This window comes from Streptomyces sp. NPDC060366, from assembly GCF_042725135.1.
Taxonomy (GTDB): Bacteria; Actinomycetota; Actinomycetes; order Streptomycetales; family Streptomycetaceae; genus Streptomyces.
Genome location: NZ_JBHXDC010000002.1, coordinates 914,185 through 931,392, shown reverse-complemented (window position 1 = coordinate 931,392; position 17,208 = coordinate 914,185). Strand labels below are relative to the sequence as shown.

At 69.3% G+C, this 17,208-nt stretch carries 17 protein-coding genes, 2 tRNA genes and 1 pseudogene; 14 read left to right on the top strand and 6 right to left on the bottom strand.

The features are described from left to right. Positions 1 to 16: 16 nt before the first annotated feature. The 4 genes and pseudogenes from ACFWHU_RS08815 (at position 17) to ACFWHU_RS08800 (ending at position 1,813) form a co-directional block, all read left to right on the top strand. Positions 17 to 235 carry a hypothetical protein gene (locus ACFWHU_RS08815; protein ID WP_381905852.1) on the top strand — a complete coding sequence of 73 codons (219 nt, stop codon included), beginning with the start codon at positions 17 to 19 and terminating at the stop codon, positions 233 to 235. Between the two features lie 12 nt (positions 236 to 247). Then, a complete protein-coding gene (locus ACFWHU_RS08810) occupies positions 248 to 820 on the top strand; it encodes a hypothetical protein (protein ID WP_385802564.1) in 573 nt (190 codons plus the stop codon). Between the two features lie 254 nt (positions 821 to 1,074). Then, positions 1,075 to 1,640: pseudogene (locus ACFWHU_RS08805) on the top strand (DUF5753 domain-containing protein). Then, positions 1,616 to 1,813: a DUF397 domain-containing protein gene (locus ACFWHU_RS08800; protein ID WP_385802566.1), complete on the top strand. Its 198-nt coding sequence runs from the start codon at positions 1,616 to 1,618 to the stop codon at positions 1,811 to 1,813. Before ACFWHU_RS08805 ends, ACFWHU_RS08800 begins: the two are co-directional and overlap by 25 nt. Before the next feature lie 212 nt (positions 1,814 to 2,025). Here the strand turns inward: ACFWHU_RS08800 and ACFWHU_RS08795 are convergent, their stop codons facing one another. Further along, entirely contained in the window at positions 2,026 to 3,483 is a 1,458-nt protein-coding gene (locus tag ACFWHU_RS08795; RefSeq protein ID WP_387224430.1) for an amino acid permease, read from the bottom strand. Between the two features lie 401 nt (positions 3,484 to 3,884). Here ACFWHU_RS08795 and ACFWHU_RS08790 point away from each other — a divergent pair, with 401 nt between their 5' ends. After that, complete coding sequence (locus ACFWHU_RS08790) at positions 3,885 to 4,478, top strand: biotin transporter BioY (RefSeq protein ID WP_385802570.1); 594 nt, start codon at positions 3,885 to 3,887, stop codon at positions 4,476 to 4,478. On the opposite strand, the gene ACFWHU_RS08785 is transcribed toward ACFWHU_RS08790, so the two are convergent. Then, positions 4,459 to 5,856, bottom strand: coding sequence for an FAD-binding oxidoreductase (locus tag ACFWHU_RS08785; protein WP_387224429.1), 1,398 nt, complete (start codon positions 5,854 to 5,856; stop codon positions 4,459 to 4,461). The two genes, ACFWHU_RS08790 and ACFWHU_RS08785, sit on opposite strands and share 20 nt — an antisense overlap. 162 nt (positions 5,857 to 6,018) lie before the next feature. On the opposite strand from ACFWHU_RS08785, the gene ACFWHU_RS08780 reads away from it, so the two are divergent. Then, positions 6,019 to 6,507: a ribose-5-phosphate isomerase gene (locus ACFWHU_RS08780; protein ID WP_385802574.1), complete on the top strand. Its 489-nt coding sequence runs from the start codon at positions 6,019 to 6,021 to the stop codon at positions 6,505 to 6,507. Between the two features lie 85 nt (positions 6,508 to 6,592). Beyond that, entirely contained in the window at positions 6,593 to 7,414 is an 822-nt protein-coding gene (locus ACFWHU_RS08775) for an Fpg/Nei family DNA glycosylase (protein ID WP_387224428.1), read from the top strand. Between the two features lie 242 nt (positions 7,415 to 7,656). Here ACFWHU_RS08775 and ACFWHU_RS08770 read toward each other — a convergent pair whose 3' ends face one another. Continuing rightward, a complete protein-coding gene (locus ACFWHU_RS08770) occupies positions 7,657 to 8,916 on the bottom strand; it encodes a GNAT family N-acetyltransferase (protein ID WP_387224427.1) in 1,260 nt (419 codons plus the stop codon). A gap of 107 nt (positions 8,917 to 9,023) precedes the next feature. On the opposite strand from ACFWHU_RS08770, the gene ACFWHU_RS08765 reads away from it, so the two are divergent. Beyond that, positions 9,024 to 10,169, top strand: a complete 1,146-nt coding sequence (locus tag ACFWHU_RS08765; protein WP_147875295.1) for a PP2C family protein-serine/threonine phosphatase — start codon at positions 9,024 to 9,026, stop codon at positions 10,167 to 10,169. Positions 10,170 to 10,459: 290 nt separating this feature from the next. Here ACFWHU_RS08765 and ACFWHU_RS08760 read toward each other — a convergent pair whose 3' ends face one another. After that, a complete protein-coding gene (locus ACFWHU_RS08760; protein WP_387224426.1) occupies positions 10,460 to 11,695 on the bottom strand; it encodes a cation:proton antiporter in 1,236 nt (411 codons plus the stop codon). 132 nt (positions 11,696 to 11,827) lie between these two features. On the opposite strand from ACFWHU_RS08760, the gene ACFWHU_RS08755 reads away from it, so the two are divergent. Next, on the top strand, positions 11,828 to 12,277 hold the full coding sequence (locus tag ACFWHU_RS08755; RefSeq protein WP_387224425.1) for an HD domain-containing protein: 450 nt from the start codon (positions 11,828 to 11,830) through the stop codon (positions 12,275 to 12,277). Here ACFWHU_RS08755 and ACFWHU_RS08750 read toward each other — a convergent pair. After that, positions 12,254 to 13,465: an acyltransferase family protein gene (locus ACFWHU_RS08750; protein ID WP_387224424.1), complete on the bottom strand. Its 1,212-nt coding sequence runs from the start codon at positions 13,463 to 13,465 to the stop codon at positions 12,254 to 12,256. The genes ACFWHU_RS08755 and ACFWHU_RS08750 overlap by 24 nt on opposite strands. Positions 13,466 to 13,923: 458 nt before the next feature. Between ACFWHU_RS08750 and ACFWHU_RS08745 the strand changes: the two genes are divergently transcribed. Both ACFWHU_RS08745 and ACFWHU_RS08740 read left to right on the top strand, forming a co-directional pair. Further along, complete coding sequence (locus tag ACFWHU_RS08745; protein ID WP_387224423.1) at positions 13,924 to 14,118, top strand: hypothetical protein; 195 nt, start codon at positions 13,924 to 13,926, stop codon at positions 14,116 to 14,118. 22 nt (positions 14,119 to 14,140) lie between these two features. After that, positions 14,141 to 14,329, top strand: coding sequence for a hypothetical protein (locus ACFWHU_RS08740; protein WP_385802583.1), 189 nt, complete (start codon positions 14,141 to 14,143; stop codon positions 14,327 to 14,329). An 83-nt stretch (positions 14,330 to 14,412) separates the two neighbouring features. Here the strand turns inward: ACFWHU_RS08740 and ACFWHU_RS08735 are convergent. Continuing rightward, positions 14,413 to 14,486: transfer RNA gene (locus ACFWHU_RS08735), tRNA-Gly, on the bottom strand. Positions 14,487 to 14,632: 146 nt separating this feature from the next. On the opposite strand from ACFWHU_RS08735, the gene ACFWHU_RS08730 reads away from it, so the two are divergent. The 3 genes from ACFWHU_RS08730 (at position 14,633) to ACFWHU_RS08720 (ending at position 17,198) form a co-directional block, all read left to right on the top strand. After that, positions 14,633 to 14,709: transfer RNA gene (locus ACFWHU_RS08730), tRNA-Pro, on the top strand. 178 nt (positions 14,710 to 14,887) lie between these two features. Next, positions 14,888 to 16,318: a trigger factor gene (tig, locus tag ACFWHU_RS08725; protein ID WP_385795311.1), complete on the top strand. Its 1,431-nt coding sequence runs from the start codon at positions 14,888 to 14,890 to the stop codon at positions 16,316 to 16,318. 274 nt (positions 16,319 to 16,592) lie between these two features. Then, positions 16,593 to 17,198: an ATP-dependent Clp protease proteolytic subunit gene (locus tag ACFWHU_RS08720; protein ID WP_031231653.1), complete on the top strand. Its 606-nt coding sequence runs from the start codon at positions 16,593 to 16,595 to the stop codon at positions 17,196 to 17,198. The last annotated feature ends 10 nt before the right edge of the window (positions 17,199 to 17,208 follow it).

The following is a 17,208-nucleotide window of genomic DNA, read 5'->3' as shown; positions in this document are numbered from 1 at the left end:
TGGGTAGGATTCTCGGGTGATCTCCAAGGGGCGACATCAAGATGGGGACGTCGCGGCGGCCCTCGACCGCGCGAAGAGGGCCGGATGCAATGTGGTGCCGGACAAGAACGGTCATCGGTGGGGATGGGTGGTGTGCTGTTCTTGCGGGGTGCGCCACATCGTGTCCGGCACTCCCAAGAACCCTGGCAATGAGGCGAAGCGCATCGACCGCTTCGTCAGCGAACATCAGCACTGAAAGGAGCGCTCCGTGTCCGACTGGAGTTTCGTTCTCCGCCTCAATCAGCCTCTCACGCCTGAGCAGGCCGATGCTTTCGACCACTGTGATGCCTTCGCCGACGGATCCGTCTCGTACACCCTCGGTCCTGAGGATCCCCACCGATACGCGCACCATCCGGACCCCGCCAAACTGAGCGAACTTATCTGCGATGTCGAGGCTCCCTCGCTCTTGGACGCCATCGCCCAGGTGGCACGGAACATTCGGCTCATCCCTGGCCTGCACGCCACCGGCGTCCGCTTTGACGACGCGGTGACCGTTGCGGAGGCCGCGCAGCGCTCCGGCCGCAGCGTCCAGTCGCTGGCGGGACTCTCCCGAGGGCAGCAGGTACCCATCGGATTCCCGGATCCGGGATCCGATACGGAGGGAACGGTGTTCTACTCCTGGCGCGAGATCGCGGAGTTCCTTCGGAGCATCGGCGACGCCGTCCCCGAGACACCCCGCGAACTCGCTGTCGCGGACCAGGTGCTGCGCCTCGCCCACGAACTCGAAAGTCTTGAAGTGTCGCCCGGCATCCTGCGTGCTTTGGGCCTGCCGACTGCCTGAGAGGCCGCTGCTGTGGCTGGTGCTGAACGTGCCGCGCCACGCGTAGCCCTATGTGATGAACCGGGTGTTTCCGCTCCTGGGCAATGCGCGGCTGACTACGCTCGGGACGGGCCGCCCCGGCCCTGTCGCCGCAGGGGCTGGGGTCACCACAGGTGACAGCGGCGCTGGACGCGGTGTACGGGACGAAGGGCCAACTGCCACAACTGTGGGTGCTGGCCAGGGAGGAAGCGTTCGGGGATCGGTACCAGCGGTTCATGAAGCTGGAGCGGGAGGCGACGGTCCAGTACCAGTACGTGTGCAGCGTCATTCCCGGCCTGCTTCAGACGGAGGCTACGCCGAGGAGAGCCTGGCCAAGGGCCGCCCACGCGATGATGTGGAACCGGCCGAGCAGGTCGCGGCGCGGATGAGTCGTCAGGACATCCTGGAGGGCGACGACGCCCCTCACTTCAAGGCGTTGCTCGACGAGGCCGTGTTCCGCCGCGCGGCGGTGGATCCGAAGGTGTGGACGGACCAGTTGGAGGGGCTGCTCGAAGCGGGGCGGCGCTCTCGCGCCACCATCCAAGTGGTGCCGTTCTCCGCGGGGTTGCACGATCTGCTGGGTGGCTCGCTGACCGTCCTCTGGCTCGCGAACGGGAAGTCCGTGGCCTACCGGGAAGGTTCGAAGTCCGGTGAGTTGGTCGAGGAACCGGAGAAGGTCGAAGCGCTGCGCCTGTCCTACGATCTGCTACGAGACAAGACGCTCTTTCCGGAGAGCTCCGCAGATTTCATCAGGCAACTGATTGAGGAGATCCCGCGATGCGATCCGTCCGCCCCGACCTGACCCAGGCCGCTTGGCGTAAGTCGTCGTACAGCAATTTGGACGGCGGCCAGTGCTTCGAGGTGTCCGACGGCTTCCCCGGCGTCGTCCCCGTCCGCGATTCGAAGGCCCCGGCCGGTCCGGCGCTCGTCTTCCCCGCCTACGCGTGGCAGGCGTTCGTCCAGACGCTCCGCTGACCCCCGCTGCCACACGACGGTCCCGGCGCTTCCGCGCCGGGGCCGTCGTCATGCGTGCTCGTTGGGCGTTGTCGGGACTGTGCGGGCCGCGGTGGCGCTCCGTACGGGCCCGCAGCCCTCTCGCCCCGAACCCGCGCTCGGCCGACGCGCGTTCACCAACCGTCGTGTTGGCCTCATATCTCCTGTTCCGTAGAGCGATCGCTCCACGGATTTCAGGCCGCCGGCCCAGTCCCGCGCGCACGCCGCTGCCGTACGGCACCGACAGTCGCCAGCCCCAGCGTCAGCAGACCCGTCGCCAGCAACTGGTCACGCGTCTCCGGCTGACCGAGCATCAGGACGAAAATTGTTGCCATGCCCGCCAGCGCCACCCATGTGAGCACCGGGTACAGCCACATCCGCACCACCAGCGTCGAAGGCGCCTCGCGCTCCGTCTGGCGGCGCAGCACCAGTTGGGAGACCGCGATGAACGCCCAGACGACGAGGATCACCGCGCCCGTCATGTTCAGCAGCCAGGCGAAGATGTCGTCCGGACGCCAGTAACTGAGCAGTACGCAGAGGAAACCGAAGACCGACGAGGCGAGCACCGCGTTGCGCGGGACGCCGGACGACACCCTGCCCAGCACCTTCGGGCCCTGGCCGCGCGCCACCAGCGAGCGGGCCATGCGGGAGGCGCCGTAGATATTGGCGTTCATTGCCGACAGCAGCGCCACCAGCACGACCACGTTCATGATCTGGCCCGCACCCGAGATGTCGAGACGGTCGAGCATGGCGACGTACGGGCCGGAGCCCTTCTCGACGATCTTTGGGTCGTCCCACGGCACCAGCGTGACGATGACCGCCATCGAGCCGACGTAGAAGAGCGCGATACGCCACATCGCCGTCCGCACGGCCTTCGCGACACCCCGGACCGGATCCTCCGACTCGGCCGCCGCGATGGTGACCGTCTCCAGACCGCCGTACGCGAAGACCGAGGCCAGCAGACCGATCACCAGACCCTCGGAACCGTTCGGCAGGAAACCGCCGTCGCCGGTCAGGTTGGCGGTGCCCGGCGCGTCGGTGTCCGGCAGGACACCGAGGATCGCGAGCACACCGAGCACCAGGAACAGCGCGATCGCGCCCACCTTGAGCGAGGCGAACCAGAACTCGAACTCACCGAAGTTCTTCACGGCCGCGAGATTCGTGCCCAGGAAGACCAGCATGAACAGCGCCACCCAGGCCCACTCCGGGGTCCCGGGCAGCCAGCCGGAGACGATCTGCGCCGCGCCGATCCCCTCAAGTCCCACCGCCACGCAGAGCAGGACCCAGAAGGCCCAGCCCGCGGTGAAGCCGGCCCACGGTCCGATCGCCCGTTCGGCGTGGACGGAGAACGAACCGGACGCCGGGTTGGCCGCCGACATCTCGCCGAGCATGCGCATCACGAGCATGACGAGCAGTCCGGAGGCGCCGTACGCGACGACGATCGACGGACCGGCGGCGGCGATGCCCGCGCCCGAGCCGACGAACAGCCCGGCGCCGATCACGCCGCCGAGCGCGATCATCGACAGATGGCGCTGCTTGAGCCCGTGCGTGAGAGCGGAGTCGGCAGCGGGAGCGGTGGAGGTGCCGGGGCTCTCGGGGGCGGGGGGAGTCGCGGGCGCGTCGGCGGGGGTCCGAGGCGTGGGGGGTGACATGGGGATGCCCTGTTCGGTAGCGGATACGGGGAGGGGCCACAGTCTGGCCGCGCGTACCGCCTACCCGTAACCCGGTCCCGCTATACGGACACCGGGCTCACCCAAGGTGAAGAGGCACCCACCGACCGGTTCGGGCCGCCCTTTGGTGGGAAGTTACAGTCTGCTCGACTGCCGCCCCGCCACGCGAAACGATCTCCGTCGGGACCACACGACCCTCACCTGAGCGAATTCCGTGACGAGCGTCACGCCCATCGGCCGCATGGAGCGCCCCAGTTGTCGGAAGTCCACCATAAGCCGGGCCGCCGTCTTGTGCTCGGTCACCCGTGTCCGGGCCCGTACGGGTGGGCTACCGTCAGCCTGTTCCCCTGCCCACACGTCTGCCCTCACCTCGCGGAGTCCCGATGAGCACTGCTGCCGCCACCACCCGAACCGGAGCGGTCCTCGCCGATCTCCTCCCCGCCGCCCGGCACCGGTACGCCGTCGACACCGCGCTCGTACTCGGCGGCGCGGCGCTCACCGGCATCGCCGCGCAGATCGCCGTCCCGGTCCCCGGCTCCCCGGTCCCGGTCACCGGCCAGACCTTCGCCGCGCTGCTCGTCGGCACCGCGCTCGGCGCCCGCCGCGGCTTCCTCGCGCTCGCCGTCTACACCCTCGTCGGCATGGCCGGCATGCCGTGGTTCTCCGAGGGCTCCTCGGGCCCTGGCGGCGCCTCCTTCGGTTACGTACTCGGGATGCTGCTCGCCGCCACGGTCGTGGGCTCGCTCGCCCGGCGCGGCGGCGACCGCTCCGTCCCGCGCACCGCCGGGACGATGGTGGCCGGCTCCCTCATCATCTACGCGGTCGGCGTGCCGTATCTCGCGGTCGCCGCCGACCTGTCGCTGAGCGCGGCCCTGGCCGCCGGACTCACCCCCTTCCTGATCGGCGACGCCCTCAAGGCCGCGCTGGCGATGGGCCTGCTGCCCATCTCCTGGAAGCTCATCGGCCGCCAGGACTGACGCCGGATCCGGCCGATTCGGCGGGACGGATGTTGTAGTTGCGACGGAACAGGTTCGCCGGGTCGTAGTGGGCCTTGAGCCCGGTGAGCCGGCGCGCCGTCCCCGCGTCGTACAGGCCCTTGGTCCTGGCGCCGTCGGCGAAGACGAAGTTGAGCGAACGGCCCACGGTCACCGGGGCCAGCCGGTCGAAGAACCTCCCGTACAACTCCCGGACCGCCGGCAGATCCGGACCGGCCAGCGGTGAGAGGCCCCGGATCAGGAACGCCGCGTCGCGGTACGGGACGGCGTTGGGCACCTCCGGCCGACTCGCCAGCGCCCCGCCCAGCGGGTTGAGCTGGACGATGCACATCACCGGCGCGTCCGGACCCGTCAGCTCCAGCAGCTCCGTCAGCGTCCGCGCGTCCAGCCCGGACAGCATCGCGCTGTCCCCCCAGTACGCGTGCGGGAAATCCGGATCGCTGTGGATCGTGGCCGAGTCCGTGTACGGCATCTCCCGCAGCGAGTCCGTGATCGCCGGCCCGATCGCCCGCAGCGGCGCCACCAGCCGCTCGCCCTCCGCCTCGTCGCCGGTGAACGCGACCCGGATCGAGAGGGTGTAGCGGCCCCGCAGGAACGGCGGCAGTTGCTCCATGTCGGGGTACACCATCACGGCGAGGGACGACGTCAGTGTCTCGGGCACGGTGCCCCACCAGTCCAGATACGTGGCGACGACGTCGTCGCGCAGCTCACCGTCGAAGAGCAGCGCCCCGCCGTACAGCCGCGCCACCGGCACCAGATCCATCTCGAGCGCCGTCACCACACCGAAGTTGTGGCCGCCGCCCAGCAGCGCCCAGAACAGATCCGGGTCGCTGTCCGGGGTCACCTGCCGCAGCCGCGCGTCGGCGGTGACCACGTCCAGGGCGCGCACATGGTCCGCGGCGTAGCCGAACTCCCTTGCCAGCAGGCCCAGTCCACCGCCCAGGGTGTACGAGACGGCGCCGACGACCGGCGACGAACCGTTCAGCGGCGCGAGCCCGTGCGGACCGGCGGCCTCGATCACCTGCCGCCAGCGCACCCCCGCCTCGACCGTGGCCGTGCGCGCCCCGGGATCGATCCGTACGCCGTCCATCCGCCGCGTCGTGATCAGCAGCCCGCCCTCGGTCGCCGCCGGCACACCGTGGCCGGTGGCCTGCACGCCGACGGGCAGTCCGTGCGCGGCCGCGTGCGCGACGGCCGTCCGCACGTCGTCGACGCCGGTGGCCCCGACGATCACATCGGGGCGCGGGGAGAAACCGAGCTGGAAACCGGACAACTCCTCGTCGTAGCCGGGGTCCCCGGGCCGGAAGACATGGCGCAGCGCGGCGAGTGAGGAGTCGGGCAGGCCGGTCGGGTCGGACATGGGTCTCCATCCACAGGTGTATCCACTCGTACATACGCGCCGCCGGGCGCGTCCGGACGCGGACAGCCTCACGCCGATACCTGACATCCGCCGTCATGTATGGGTACGGCACTGCCGACCCCGGAGCGCTCCGCACCGCCCCCGACGTGCCACACTTCGCCCATGCGCGTGTATCTCGGCTCCGACCATGCCGGCTTCGAACTCAAGAACCACCTCGTCGAATGGCTCACGGCCCACGGCCACGAGCCCGTCGACTGCGGCCCGCACATCTACGACGCCCAGGACGACTATCCGCCCTTCTGCCTCCGCGCCGCGGAGAGGACAGCGGCCGACCCGGAGTCCCTCGGCATCGTGATCGGCGGCTCCGGCAACGGCGAGCAGATGGCCGCGAACAAGGTGAAGGGCGTGCGCGCCGCGCTCGTGTGGAACGAGCAGACCGCCGCGCTCAGCCGCGAGCACAACAACGCGAACGTGATCTCCGTCGGCGGCCGGATGCACACCCAGGACGAGTCGACCAAGTTCGTGGAGATCTTCCTCGCCACCGCGTACACGGGGGAGGAGCGCCACGCGCGCCGCATCGAGATGCTCGCGACGTACGAGAAGACCGGTGAGGTGCCGCCGATCCCGGCGCACCACCCGAAGCAGGACTGAACCCGGCCCGCAAACAGCGAACGGTGCCGCCGGGCGCGGGCCCGGCGGCACCGCCATGTCACCCTCCACGCACCGAGGAGACCCCGTGCCCGAGGGGCATACGATCCACCGCCTCGCCCAGGACCTCAACCACCGCTTCGCCGCGGAACCGGTCCGCGTCGCCAGCCCCCAGGGCCGGTTCACCGAGAGCGCCGCGCTCCTCGACGGCCAGGTGACGGACGGCGCGAGCGCCCACGGGAAGCATCTCTTCGCCGGCTTCGGCGACAGCGGCTGGATCCATGTCCACCTCGGCCTGTTCGGGAAGGTCGCACTCGGCGACACCCCCGCCCCGCCGCCCACCGACACCGTCCGGCTGCGGCTGCTCAGCGACACGTCGTACATGGAGCTGCGCGGCCCCACCACCTGCGCGCTGATCACCGAACCGGAGAAGCAGGCGATACACGACCGGCTCGGACCCGACCCGCTGCGCCCGCCGGACGCGCCGGGCAACGACCCGGAGCGCGCGTGGGCGCGGATCTCCCGCTCCCGTACCACCGTCGCCGCCCTGCTCATGGACCAGAAGATCATCGCGGGCGTCGGCAACGTCTACCGGGCCGAGATCCTCTTCCGGCACGGCATCGACCCCTACCGCCCGGGCCGTGAACTCACCCGCGCCGAGTGGGACGCGATCTGGGCGGACCTCGTCGCGCTGATGCGCGAGGGCGTACGGCACAACCGCATCGACACCGTACGGCCCGAGCACCTGCCCGAGGCGATGGGCCGCGCGCCGCGTGTGGACGACCACGGCGGCGAGGTGTACGTCTACCGTCGCGCGACGATGCCGTGCCACCTGTGCGGCAGCGAGATCCGCACGGCACCACTCGCCGCCCGCAACCTCTTCTGGTGCCCGGGCTGCCAGCGGGCCTAGGCCCTGTCCGGCGGATCTTCGGGGGCCCGGCGCCTCGCCGCGTCGCCGGAGTCGGTCGCGTACGGCCGGACGTCCACAAGCCCGGTCCTCCACCCGGCGACGCACCGCCCCGCGGGCGGACGGCGCTGGTCTCCGGACACGCCCTCGGGCCTGCCGAAGGCGGCGGCGTTCCCGGATCCGGACCGGTCCGACCCACGGGCCCAGTCGCCGCCGGTAGGCGTACCGCCCCCGGCTCCCCGTCCTCAGAAGCCGTGCGGGAGCCACGGCGCCACCGGCGAGGCGAAGGCGATCGACGCCTCCGTCAGCGCGCCGGGGCGCAGTTCGCGTACGAGACCTGCCCGCGCCAGCGCGGCCGGCGAGGTGTCGCCCAGATACATCGTGGCCAACTCCCGTACGGAGAGCGACAGATCAGCCGCGTCCGCCGTCCGCTCGCAGGACGCGCCCTTCTCGTCACCGGTCAGCCGCCAACGGCCCTCGTTCCAGGGGCAGAAGGCGTCGTCCACCTCGAACACCACGTCCACCGGCGCCTGATAGCCCCGCGCCGCGAGCGCCGCGCCCACCTCCACCAGCCGTACGTGGAGCGAGTCCCGCACCCCGATGCCGGCCCGGCGGACGTCGGACACCAGGAACTGGATCGGGTCGTCCACGGGCAGGTTCGACGCGCTCACCGTCGACGTCAGATCGATCTCGGAGAGGAAGCGCCACAGGGTGGCGTATGTCACGGGGTCCAGCGCCCCGACCTGATCGACCACGACAGTGCCCTTCGGGCCCGCCGAATCCCAGGTGGGCTTGATGCGGTAGAGCACGTAACCCACCGTCTCGGCGCCCTCGCCCTCACCGCGCCGCGCGAGCACGCACTGGAGCGCGGACGCGCCCTCGCGCGCCTCCGGCGGGTCGATCAGCAGCTTCCGGTCCCAGCCGGGCCGGCGCTCCAGCATTCCGGGGCGGCTCGCGACCAGGCGCGCGTACACCGACTCGATCGGCTCGCGCGCGTCGTCGGGCGCGACATAGCGCAGCCGTGGCCCGCCGTCGCCGCCGTCGCCCGGGGCGGTCGGCACCTTCACCGAGACGCGCGACGTGTCGATCTCCGCTCTCAACTGCCGGGCACCGACGCCGTATCCGAACCGGCCGTAGATCTCCGGCTCCGAGGCGGTCAGCAGCGCGACCGACTGGCCCCACCCACGGACGTCGTCCAACTGCCGCCGCATCATGGAGGTGAGGATCCCGCGCCGACGGTGCGTCGCCGCGACGCTCACCATCGTGACGCCGGCGGCGGACACCACGCCGCCGCCGGGCACCGAGAGCCCGAAGGTGTAGGCCCCCGCGGTCCCCACGCACTCGTCGCCGTCCCAGACCCCGATGGAGCGATCGCGCTCCGTCACGGAGCGCCACATCTCGCGCTGCTCGGGGGAGCTGACGAGCGCCCCGCCGAAAGCTCTCTCCAACGTCCCGAACCAGCGGTCCCAGTCGGAGGCTTCGAGTACTCGCAAGTCTGTGGTCATATGCCATCAGTACCAGGGAGTAGGCGGTCGAGGCGACCCGATATCGAACGCAATGTCACAGGGGTCCCCTGCACGGCGGGCCGACTGATGGATAGGGTCCAACCACAATGACCGGTGGAGCGAAGGCGGATTCGTACACGGCCCGGATGCGCAAGTCGCTGCACCGGGCACGCAATGCCGTGCGCAAATCCGGTGTCGACTACTTCAGGGGCGACGGCTCGGACTGGATCGCACTCGTCGGACTGATGCTGACCGTCCCGGGAATCGCCTTCGCCACCATGGCGATCCCCGTCTGGTTCGCGCCTTCCGCGCTGGTCCTGCCGATCGTCGCCGGGGGACTGCTGCTGCGGCCCTCCAGCCTGCTCAGCCTGTACGCGGTCGCCGCCACCGCCCTGATCGTCGAATCGCTCGTCCTCGGCCCGTACGACCAGGGGCCGGCCACGGTGACGCCGGGCACCGTCCTGGTGGTGGCGGCCTGCGGGCTCTTCGGACTTCTCATAGCCCAGTTCAGGGCCCGCGTCGGGGTGCCGTGGCGGCGCGGCGGCACGATGCTCTTCGACCTGCGCGAACGCATCCGCGTCCAGAGCGCGCTGCCGCCGCTGCCGAAGGGCTGGCACCGCGAGATGGCGCTGCGGCCGGCGGGCGGCCAGTCCTTCTCCGGCGACTTCGTCGTCGCGGCCCGCACCAACGGGGGGCGCACGCTCGAAGTCGTCCTGACGGACGTCTCCGGCAAGGGCATGGACGCGGGCTCCCGCGCGCTGCTGCTGTCCGGCGCGTTCGGCGGGCTCCTCGGCTCGCTCCCGCCCCACGACTTCCTGCCGGCCGCCAACGGCTATCTGCTCCGCCAGGACTGGGACGAGGGCTTCGCGACCTCCATCCACCTCGTCCTGGACCTCGAATCCGGCGAGTACGAACTGCTCTCCGCGGGCCATCTGCCCGCGCTCCAACTCCACGCGGGCAGCGGCCGCTGGGAGGAGATGGCGGGCGAGGGCCCGCTCCTCGGCGTCTACGACCGCGCGGAGTTCGACCCGGTGAAGGGGTCCCTGCTGCCGGGCGACGTGCTGATGCTGTTCACGGACGGCCTGGTCGAGGCGTCGGGCCGCGATCTGAGCGAGGGCATCGACCGCCTCTCGGGCGAGGCCGACCGCTATGTCGCGGCGGGCTTCGAGGGAGCGGCCTGGCACCTGATCGAGGCGGTGGCCAAACACGTGAACGACGACAGGGCGCTGCTGCTGATCTGCCGCGAGGGCTAGGTCCTGTCCGGCGGATCTTCGGGGGCCCGGGACGCCTGGCACGGCACCTCGCCGCGTTGTCGCATCATCCAAGTACGTCCAGTACGAGCATGATCCTCCGCCTTGCGATGTACCGCACCAGACGCCCCGGGCTGATCCCCGAAGATCCGCCGGACAGGACCTAGGCCCCGTCCGGGTGATCTCTGCCGGGCCCGAACGTTCGGTGTGCGTTCCGGGGGCGGTTCGCGGGGACGGCTGAGGGCCGGTACCTGTCGGCACCGGCCCCCCCGCCCCCCCCGTCACGTCACGCGTCAGGCGCCCGACGCCTTGGCGAGTGTCAGTTCATCGCCCGACGTGTCGTCGCCGGACGGAGAACCACCGTCGCCGCCACTCCCGTCATCGCCGCCGCGTCCGCCGCCCGGCAGCACCCGTGCCAGCCAGTGCGACTTGGCCGCCGCCAGGGGGCCGAGGACCGCGAGGATCAGGACGTAACCCGCGATGAACGGGGCCAGACGCGCGTCCAGCGCCGCGCCCGCCGCCATCGTCGCGAGGATCAGGGCGAACTCGCCTCGTGCGACCAGCGTCGTCGCGACGTTCGCCGCGGGACCTGACCCGAAGTGGTAGATACGGGCGGCCACCAGCCCGGCCACGATGTTCATCGTCAGCGTCAGGGCGACCGCGGCCAGGACCGGCCACAGCACCGCGGGCAGGTCGCCCGGATTGATGGACAGCCCGAAGGCGAAGAAGAAGATCGCGCCGAACGCGTCCCGCAGCGGATGCACGAGCGTGCGGATCCGGTCACCGGAGGTCGTACTGCCCAGCATCAGACCGACCATGAACGCACCGATCGCGTCCGCGACGCCGAACCACTCGGAGACCCCGGCCATGAAGACCGCCGCGCCCAGGAAGGAGATGACGAGCAGTTCGTCGTCCTTCGTATTGATGAGGCGGCCGATGACCTTCTTGCCGAAGCGCGCGGCGAGCGCCAGCAGCAGCAGGAACCCGAACGCCTTCCCGCCGTCGGCGAGCGCGGACGACAGACTGTCGGCGCCGGACAGGATCGGCTGGAGCGCGGCCAGGTAGAGCGCCAGGAAGATGTCCTCGACGACGATGATCCCGAGGATCGGCTTCGTCTCGGGATTCCCGATACGGCCCAGGTCGACCAGGATCTTCGTGACGATCGCTGACGAGGAGATACCGAGCACACCGGCGAGGACCAGCGCCTCGGAGGTGCCCCAGCCCAGTGCGAAACCGAAGCCGAGCCCGGCGCCCACGTTCAGCGCCAGATAGGCGCCGCCGGCGAGGGCCATCTTGCGGCCGCCCGCCTTGAGATCGTCCAGATGGAATTCGAGGCCGAGGTAGAAGAGCAGCAGTACGAGGCCGAGGGCCGAGAGCATCTCCAGCTCGTGCGGGTCGGAGACGAGCACGATGCCGGGTGTGTGCGGGCCGAGCAGGATTCCGGCCAGGATGAACAGCGGGATCGTCGGCAGCTCGATCCGGCTGCCGAGACGGGCGAGGAGAGCGGCAGCAAGGAAGGCGCCGCCCATGGCTATGAGCGTGTCTGCGTGTCCGATGGGACCGTTCCTCCATCAAGTCAAAGGCGCGTCAAGGAAGCGTCAGTAATTAGTTTACCAAACGATTTACCCTGCAAGTTTTGACCTACCTATGGAGTCCGCCACATGACGTATCTCAGCCTGGCCGAAGTGGAGTTGATCGCCCGCGAGGCGCACGCCGGCCAGACCGACAAGGCCGGCCGGCCGTACGCGGAGCACCTTCAGGCGGTCGCCGACGGAGTCAGGGCGCGGGGCGGCTCGGACGAGCAGATCGCGGCCGCGTGGCTGCACGACTCCGTCGAGGACGACGCGCTGTCCCGTGAATGGCTCGACGCCGCGGCGCTGCCGCCATCGGTCAAGGAGATGGTCCTGGCGGTGACGAAGGTCAGGGGCGAGGACACCGCCACGTACACCCGCCGGATCCTCGACACCCCGGGCGCGCCGCTCGTCAAGGAGTCGGACCTGGCGCACAACGCGGATCCGGGCCGCCTCGCCGTACTGGACGAGGCGACCCGGATCAGGCTCACCGAGAAGTACGCGGAGGTACGGCGGCTACTTGGTCTGCCCCGCCCGTGACGCCGGGTCGCGTGCGGAATCCCGCGCCGGGTCCCGCCTGAACGCCCACTTCATCTCCGGCTCCGTCGCGAAGCGGAAGAGACGGCGTACCGGCGGGGTGCACAGCAGCGTCATCGCGACGCCCGCGAGCAGTGTGAGGAAGACGCGCCCGGCCGGCTCGGTCAGCCAGACGTTCGTGTCGAAGATCCCGCTGTACACCGCGCCCTTGACCAGGAAGCCGTGCAGCAGATAGCCGCAGATCGTGCCCGCGCCGAGCGCCGTGAACCACATCTTGCGGCGCGGCACCCAGGCCAGGAACGCGGCCGTCAGCACCACCGAACTGCCGAACAGCGCGAAGGTCATCACGACGCCGATCCACCACGGCGCCCCCTGATCCTGCGCCGCGCTGTTGTGGTAGAACCACGCGTTCTCCATCCGGACGGCCGCCCAGTACGCGAAGACGAGCGCACCCGCGAAGACCGGCACGGCCAGCAGCCTGACCTCACGCCGGCGGACCAGTTGGAAGTGCTCGGGCTTGAGGATGAGCCCCAGCACGAAGAGCGGCAGGAACTGCAGTACGCGCTGGAGGTTGAGGTCCTCACCGATGTTCGGCGTGAAGGAGGCGAGCGCGGCGATACCGAGGGCGACCGGCAGGGGATGGCGCAGCGACAGCCAGATCGGGGTGGTCAGCCGCCAGACGAACAGCGCGGCCAGGAACCAGGTGAGATACCAGGGGTCGAGCAGACTGATCGGGTGGCCGGGGTCGTTCGTGACCCGCTTGAAGAGCGAGTACGCCACCTCGAAGACGATGTACGGGACGGCGATCCCCGTCAGCAGACGTCTGATCTGGTGTGGGCGGCCGGTGTAACTTCGGGAGAAGTAGCCGGAGATGATGATGAAGGCCGGCATGTGGAACGAGTAGACGACCATGTAGAGCGCCTTGGTCGCCCGGCTGCCGTCCATCACCGGCTCCCAGGCGTGGCCGATGGCCACCAGCACGATGGCCAGGTACTTCGCGTTGTCGAAGAACGCGTCTCGCTTCGTGGACGTCTTGGCCGTGGGGGGCGTCGACTTCGCGGAATCCTGAGGGGTCCGTACAGGGGTTTCGGCCACAGCGGCCGATGCGGTCTGCGCTGTTGGGGGGACGGGATCCAACTCCCGCGTGCGGGGGAGCTGGGCCCTCTCATATCCGTGCGGAGCGTGGGACATCTGATTAAGCCTAGCTCCGCACAATGCGATGAGTAAAACCTCCTGCGTAAGTGGGGTGTTCGGCACCGAAAGAGTCGCCCACCGGTAGATATGCCCCCGTTAATCCCCCTTAAATGGGGCATATCATCAGGGTTTTGGCCTCGATGTGACTCCGAGTGAATTCGATGGGTGAGGTGCCCGGGGGTCGCCTCGCGATTTCCTGTGAAGGAGCTGTGCGCGCCAGGGAAATGATCGCGCCGCATTATCGAATTGGCGTCCGCATTTATCCGCCCGCCTCGGGCGGATCCGGCCGCCCACCGGGCGCACCCGCCGGTCGATTGGCGTGATCCTTACGTCGATGATTCGTCACGGACCAACACCTGGGGGGAGGTTGGTGGCACGATGGAGGCAGCGGGATGAGTGCGAGGCCGTGAGCTCCCGCGGCCGGCAAGGCGGACCGACCGAGGGTGTGATCAGTTGTGGCCATTTCACTGTCTGTGGTGCTGCTGTTGGCGATCGTTCTCGTGGTTCTGATCCGCGGCGGCTCCCTGAAGGGCGGCCCCGCCGTGGTTGCGATCCTGTTCGGCTTCTTCCTGGCGTCCACGGACATGGCGCCGTCGGTGAACAGGTTCATGGACTCGATAGCCGACACGATCAACCAGATCAACTTCTAGCGACCCGGCCGGACTTGACCCCATGCACGCGTTGGGCTTCGTCTTCGTCACCCTGCCGTGCCTGGCGATCCTCAGCTTCACGGCCTTCGCGGCCTGCCGCGCCCAGCGTCCCAAGGTGTTCAAGACACTGGCTCATGTGTTCCTGGCCTTCGGCCTGATCTGCGGTCTCACCCCGGTGGGCGTCATGGCCTGGATCGCCGTGATCGCCTGACGGCCACGCCGTGGCCGGGACCATCCGGCAACGCGTCAGGGCCAGTGCCGGAGAATCGCTCTCCGACCTGGCCCTGAGTCGTGTGGAGCGGGCGACGGGAATCGAACCCGCGTAGCTAGTTTGGAAGACTAGGGCTCTACCATTGAGCTACGCCCGCACGCGCCGCAGGTCACAGGGACCGTGGCACGGGAAACATCGTAGCGGGTCGGTGGGCCTCGGCGCACACCGCTTCCCCCTCGTCGCCGCTCCACTTAATACGTCCGACGTACCGGTCGCGGGCATGTACCCTACGTGTCGCACCGACGGGGTGTGGCGCAGCTTGGTAGCGCGTCCGCTTTGGGAGCGGAAGGTCGTCGGTTCGAATCCGGCCACCCCGACCATCTGTACACGCGACTGTTCGTGATCGCGTTGTGGGCGTCATCCTGCTTGCGGCTACTATGCAAGCTGCGTGCCCGTGTGTCTGAAGAGACCGTGAAGAACCGGGCCGAATCCGCTGGTCCGCCGGAGTCACGGCGGGCGTAGCAGAACCCCAGAATCAGCCACCAAGGAGACCGAACCGTGAAGAGCGCCGTGGAGACCCTGAACCCGACCCGGGTTCGGCTCACTGTCGAGGTGCCCTTCGAGGAGCTCAAGGACAGCCTCGACGCGGCGTACAAGAAGATCAACGAGCAGGTCACGGTGAAGGGCTTCCGTAAGGGCAAGATCCCGGCCCGCGTCATCGACCAGCGGTTCGGCCGTGGAGCTGTGCTGGAGGAGGCCGTCAACGACGCCCTTCCGAAGTTCTACACGGAGGCCGTCAACGAGGGTGAGCTCAATGTCCTCGGGCAGCCCGAGGTCGACATCAAGGAGCTGAAGGACGGCGAGCTGCTGTCCTTCACCGCCGAGGTCGACATCCGTCCCGTCATCGAGATCCCGGACTACTCCGGTATCGAGGTCACCGTCGACGCGGTCGACGTGTCCGACGAGGACGTCGACAAGTCCGTCGACGAGCTGCGTGAGCGCTTCGCCTCCACCAACCCCGTGGAGCGCGCCGCCGCCGAGGGCGACGTCGTGACGATCGACCTGGAGGCCAAGGTCGACGGCGAGGTCCTGGAGGACGGCGTCGCGAGCGACGTGCAGTACACCATCGGCTCCGGCGAGCTGCTCGAAGGCATCGACGAGGCCGTGACCGGCCTGGAGGCCGGTGGCGAGGCCACCTTCACCTCCCAGCTCAAGGGCGGCACCGCCGAGGGCAAGGACGCCGAGGTCTCCGTCAAGGTCACCCAGGTCGCCTCCCGCGAGCTGCCCGACCTGGACGACGAGTTCGCGCAGATGGCGAGCGAGTTCGACACCCTCGACGAGCTGAAGGCGGACAGCCGCAAGCGCCTCGGCAGCATGAAGCAGTACGACCAGGCCACCCAGGCCCAGGAGCGCGTCCTCGACGAGCTGCTGAAGCTGGCCGAGGTGCCGATCCCCGAGAAGCTCCTCGAGGACGAGATCAAGACCCGCAAGCACAACCTGGAGCACCACCAGCTCGGTCAGATGGGCCTCGACCTTCCGAAGTACCTGGAGATCCAGGGCAAGACGGAGGAGGAGTTCGACGAGGAGACCAAGGAGCAGGCGGTCAAGGGCATCAAGACCCAGTTCATCCTCGACGAGCTGGTCAACAAGGAGAAGCTGAACGTGAACCAGGAGGAGCTCACCGAGCACCTCATGCGTCGCGCGCAGTCCTCCGGCATGTCGCCCGACCAGTTCGCCCAGGCCGTCGTCGAAGGCGGCCAGGTGCCGATGCTCGTCGGCGAGGTCGCCCGCGGCAAGGCGCTCGCCGTGGTGGTCGAGGCCGCCAAGGTGCTCGACACCAACGGTGAGGTCGTCGACCTCGAGGACGACGAGGAGGAGGACACGACCGCCGAGACGGTCGAGGCGTCCTCCGACGAGGCCGACGCCCCCGCGGAAGCCGCGGCGGACGAGAAGGCCGACGACAAGGCCGAGGCGAAGAACGAGGGCTGAGCGCCCCCGCTCGACGGATCTCCGGGCCCCGGGACGCGACTCGCGCCCGGGGCCCGCTCCCGTAGGGGGTGTCGTCTGGGTCAGGCCGGGCCCTGCGACGACCCAACTACCTTGCGCTGCCAGCGAACAGTCCAGGAAGCGGGATGGCGCCCGCCGACCAGCGCGTTAGGGTCCATGAATACGAGGGCTGGGGTCTACCCCCGTCCCCCGGAACGAAAGACGCTGAGACGGCCGGAGCCGTCAGAGACGAGCAGGTGGATACGTGACGAATCTGATGCCTTACGCCGCCGGTGAGCCGTCCCTCGGTGGTGGCCTCGGCGACCAGGTCTACAGCCGACTGCTCGGTGAGCGGATCATCTTCCTCGGCCAGCAGGTCGACGACGACATCGCCAACAAGATCACCGCGCAGCTCCTTCTCCTCGCGGCAGAGCCCGAGAAGGACATCTACCTCTACATCAACAGCCCCGGTGGTTCCGTCACGGCGGGCATGGCGGTCTACGACACCATGCAGTACATCCCGAACGACGTGGTGACCATCGGTATGGGCATGGCGGCCTCCATGGGCCAGTTCCTGCTGACCGGCGGCACCGCCGGCAAGCGCTTCGCGCTGCCCAACACCGACATCCTCATGCACCAGGGCTCCGCGGGCCTCGGCGGCACCGCCTCCGACATCAAGATCCAGGCCGAGCAGCTGCTCCGTACGAAGAAGCGCATGGCCGAGATCACCGCGCGCCACACGGGCCAGACCGAGGAGACCATCATCCGCGACGGTGACCGCGACCGCTGGTTCACCGCCGAGGAAGCCGTGTCCTACGGCATCATCGACGAGATCATCTCCGCTGCTTCGGGTGTTCCGGGCGGCGGCGGCACCGGCGCCTGAGGGCGAGAGT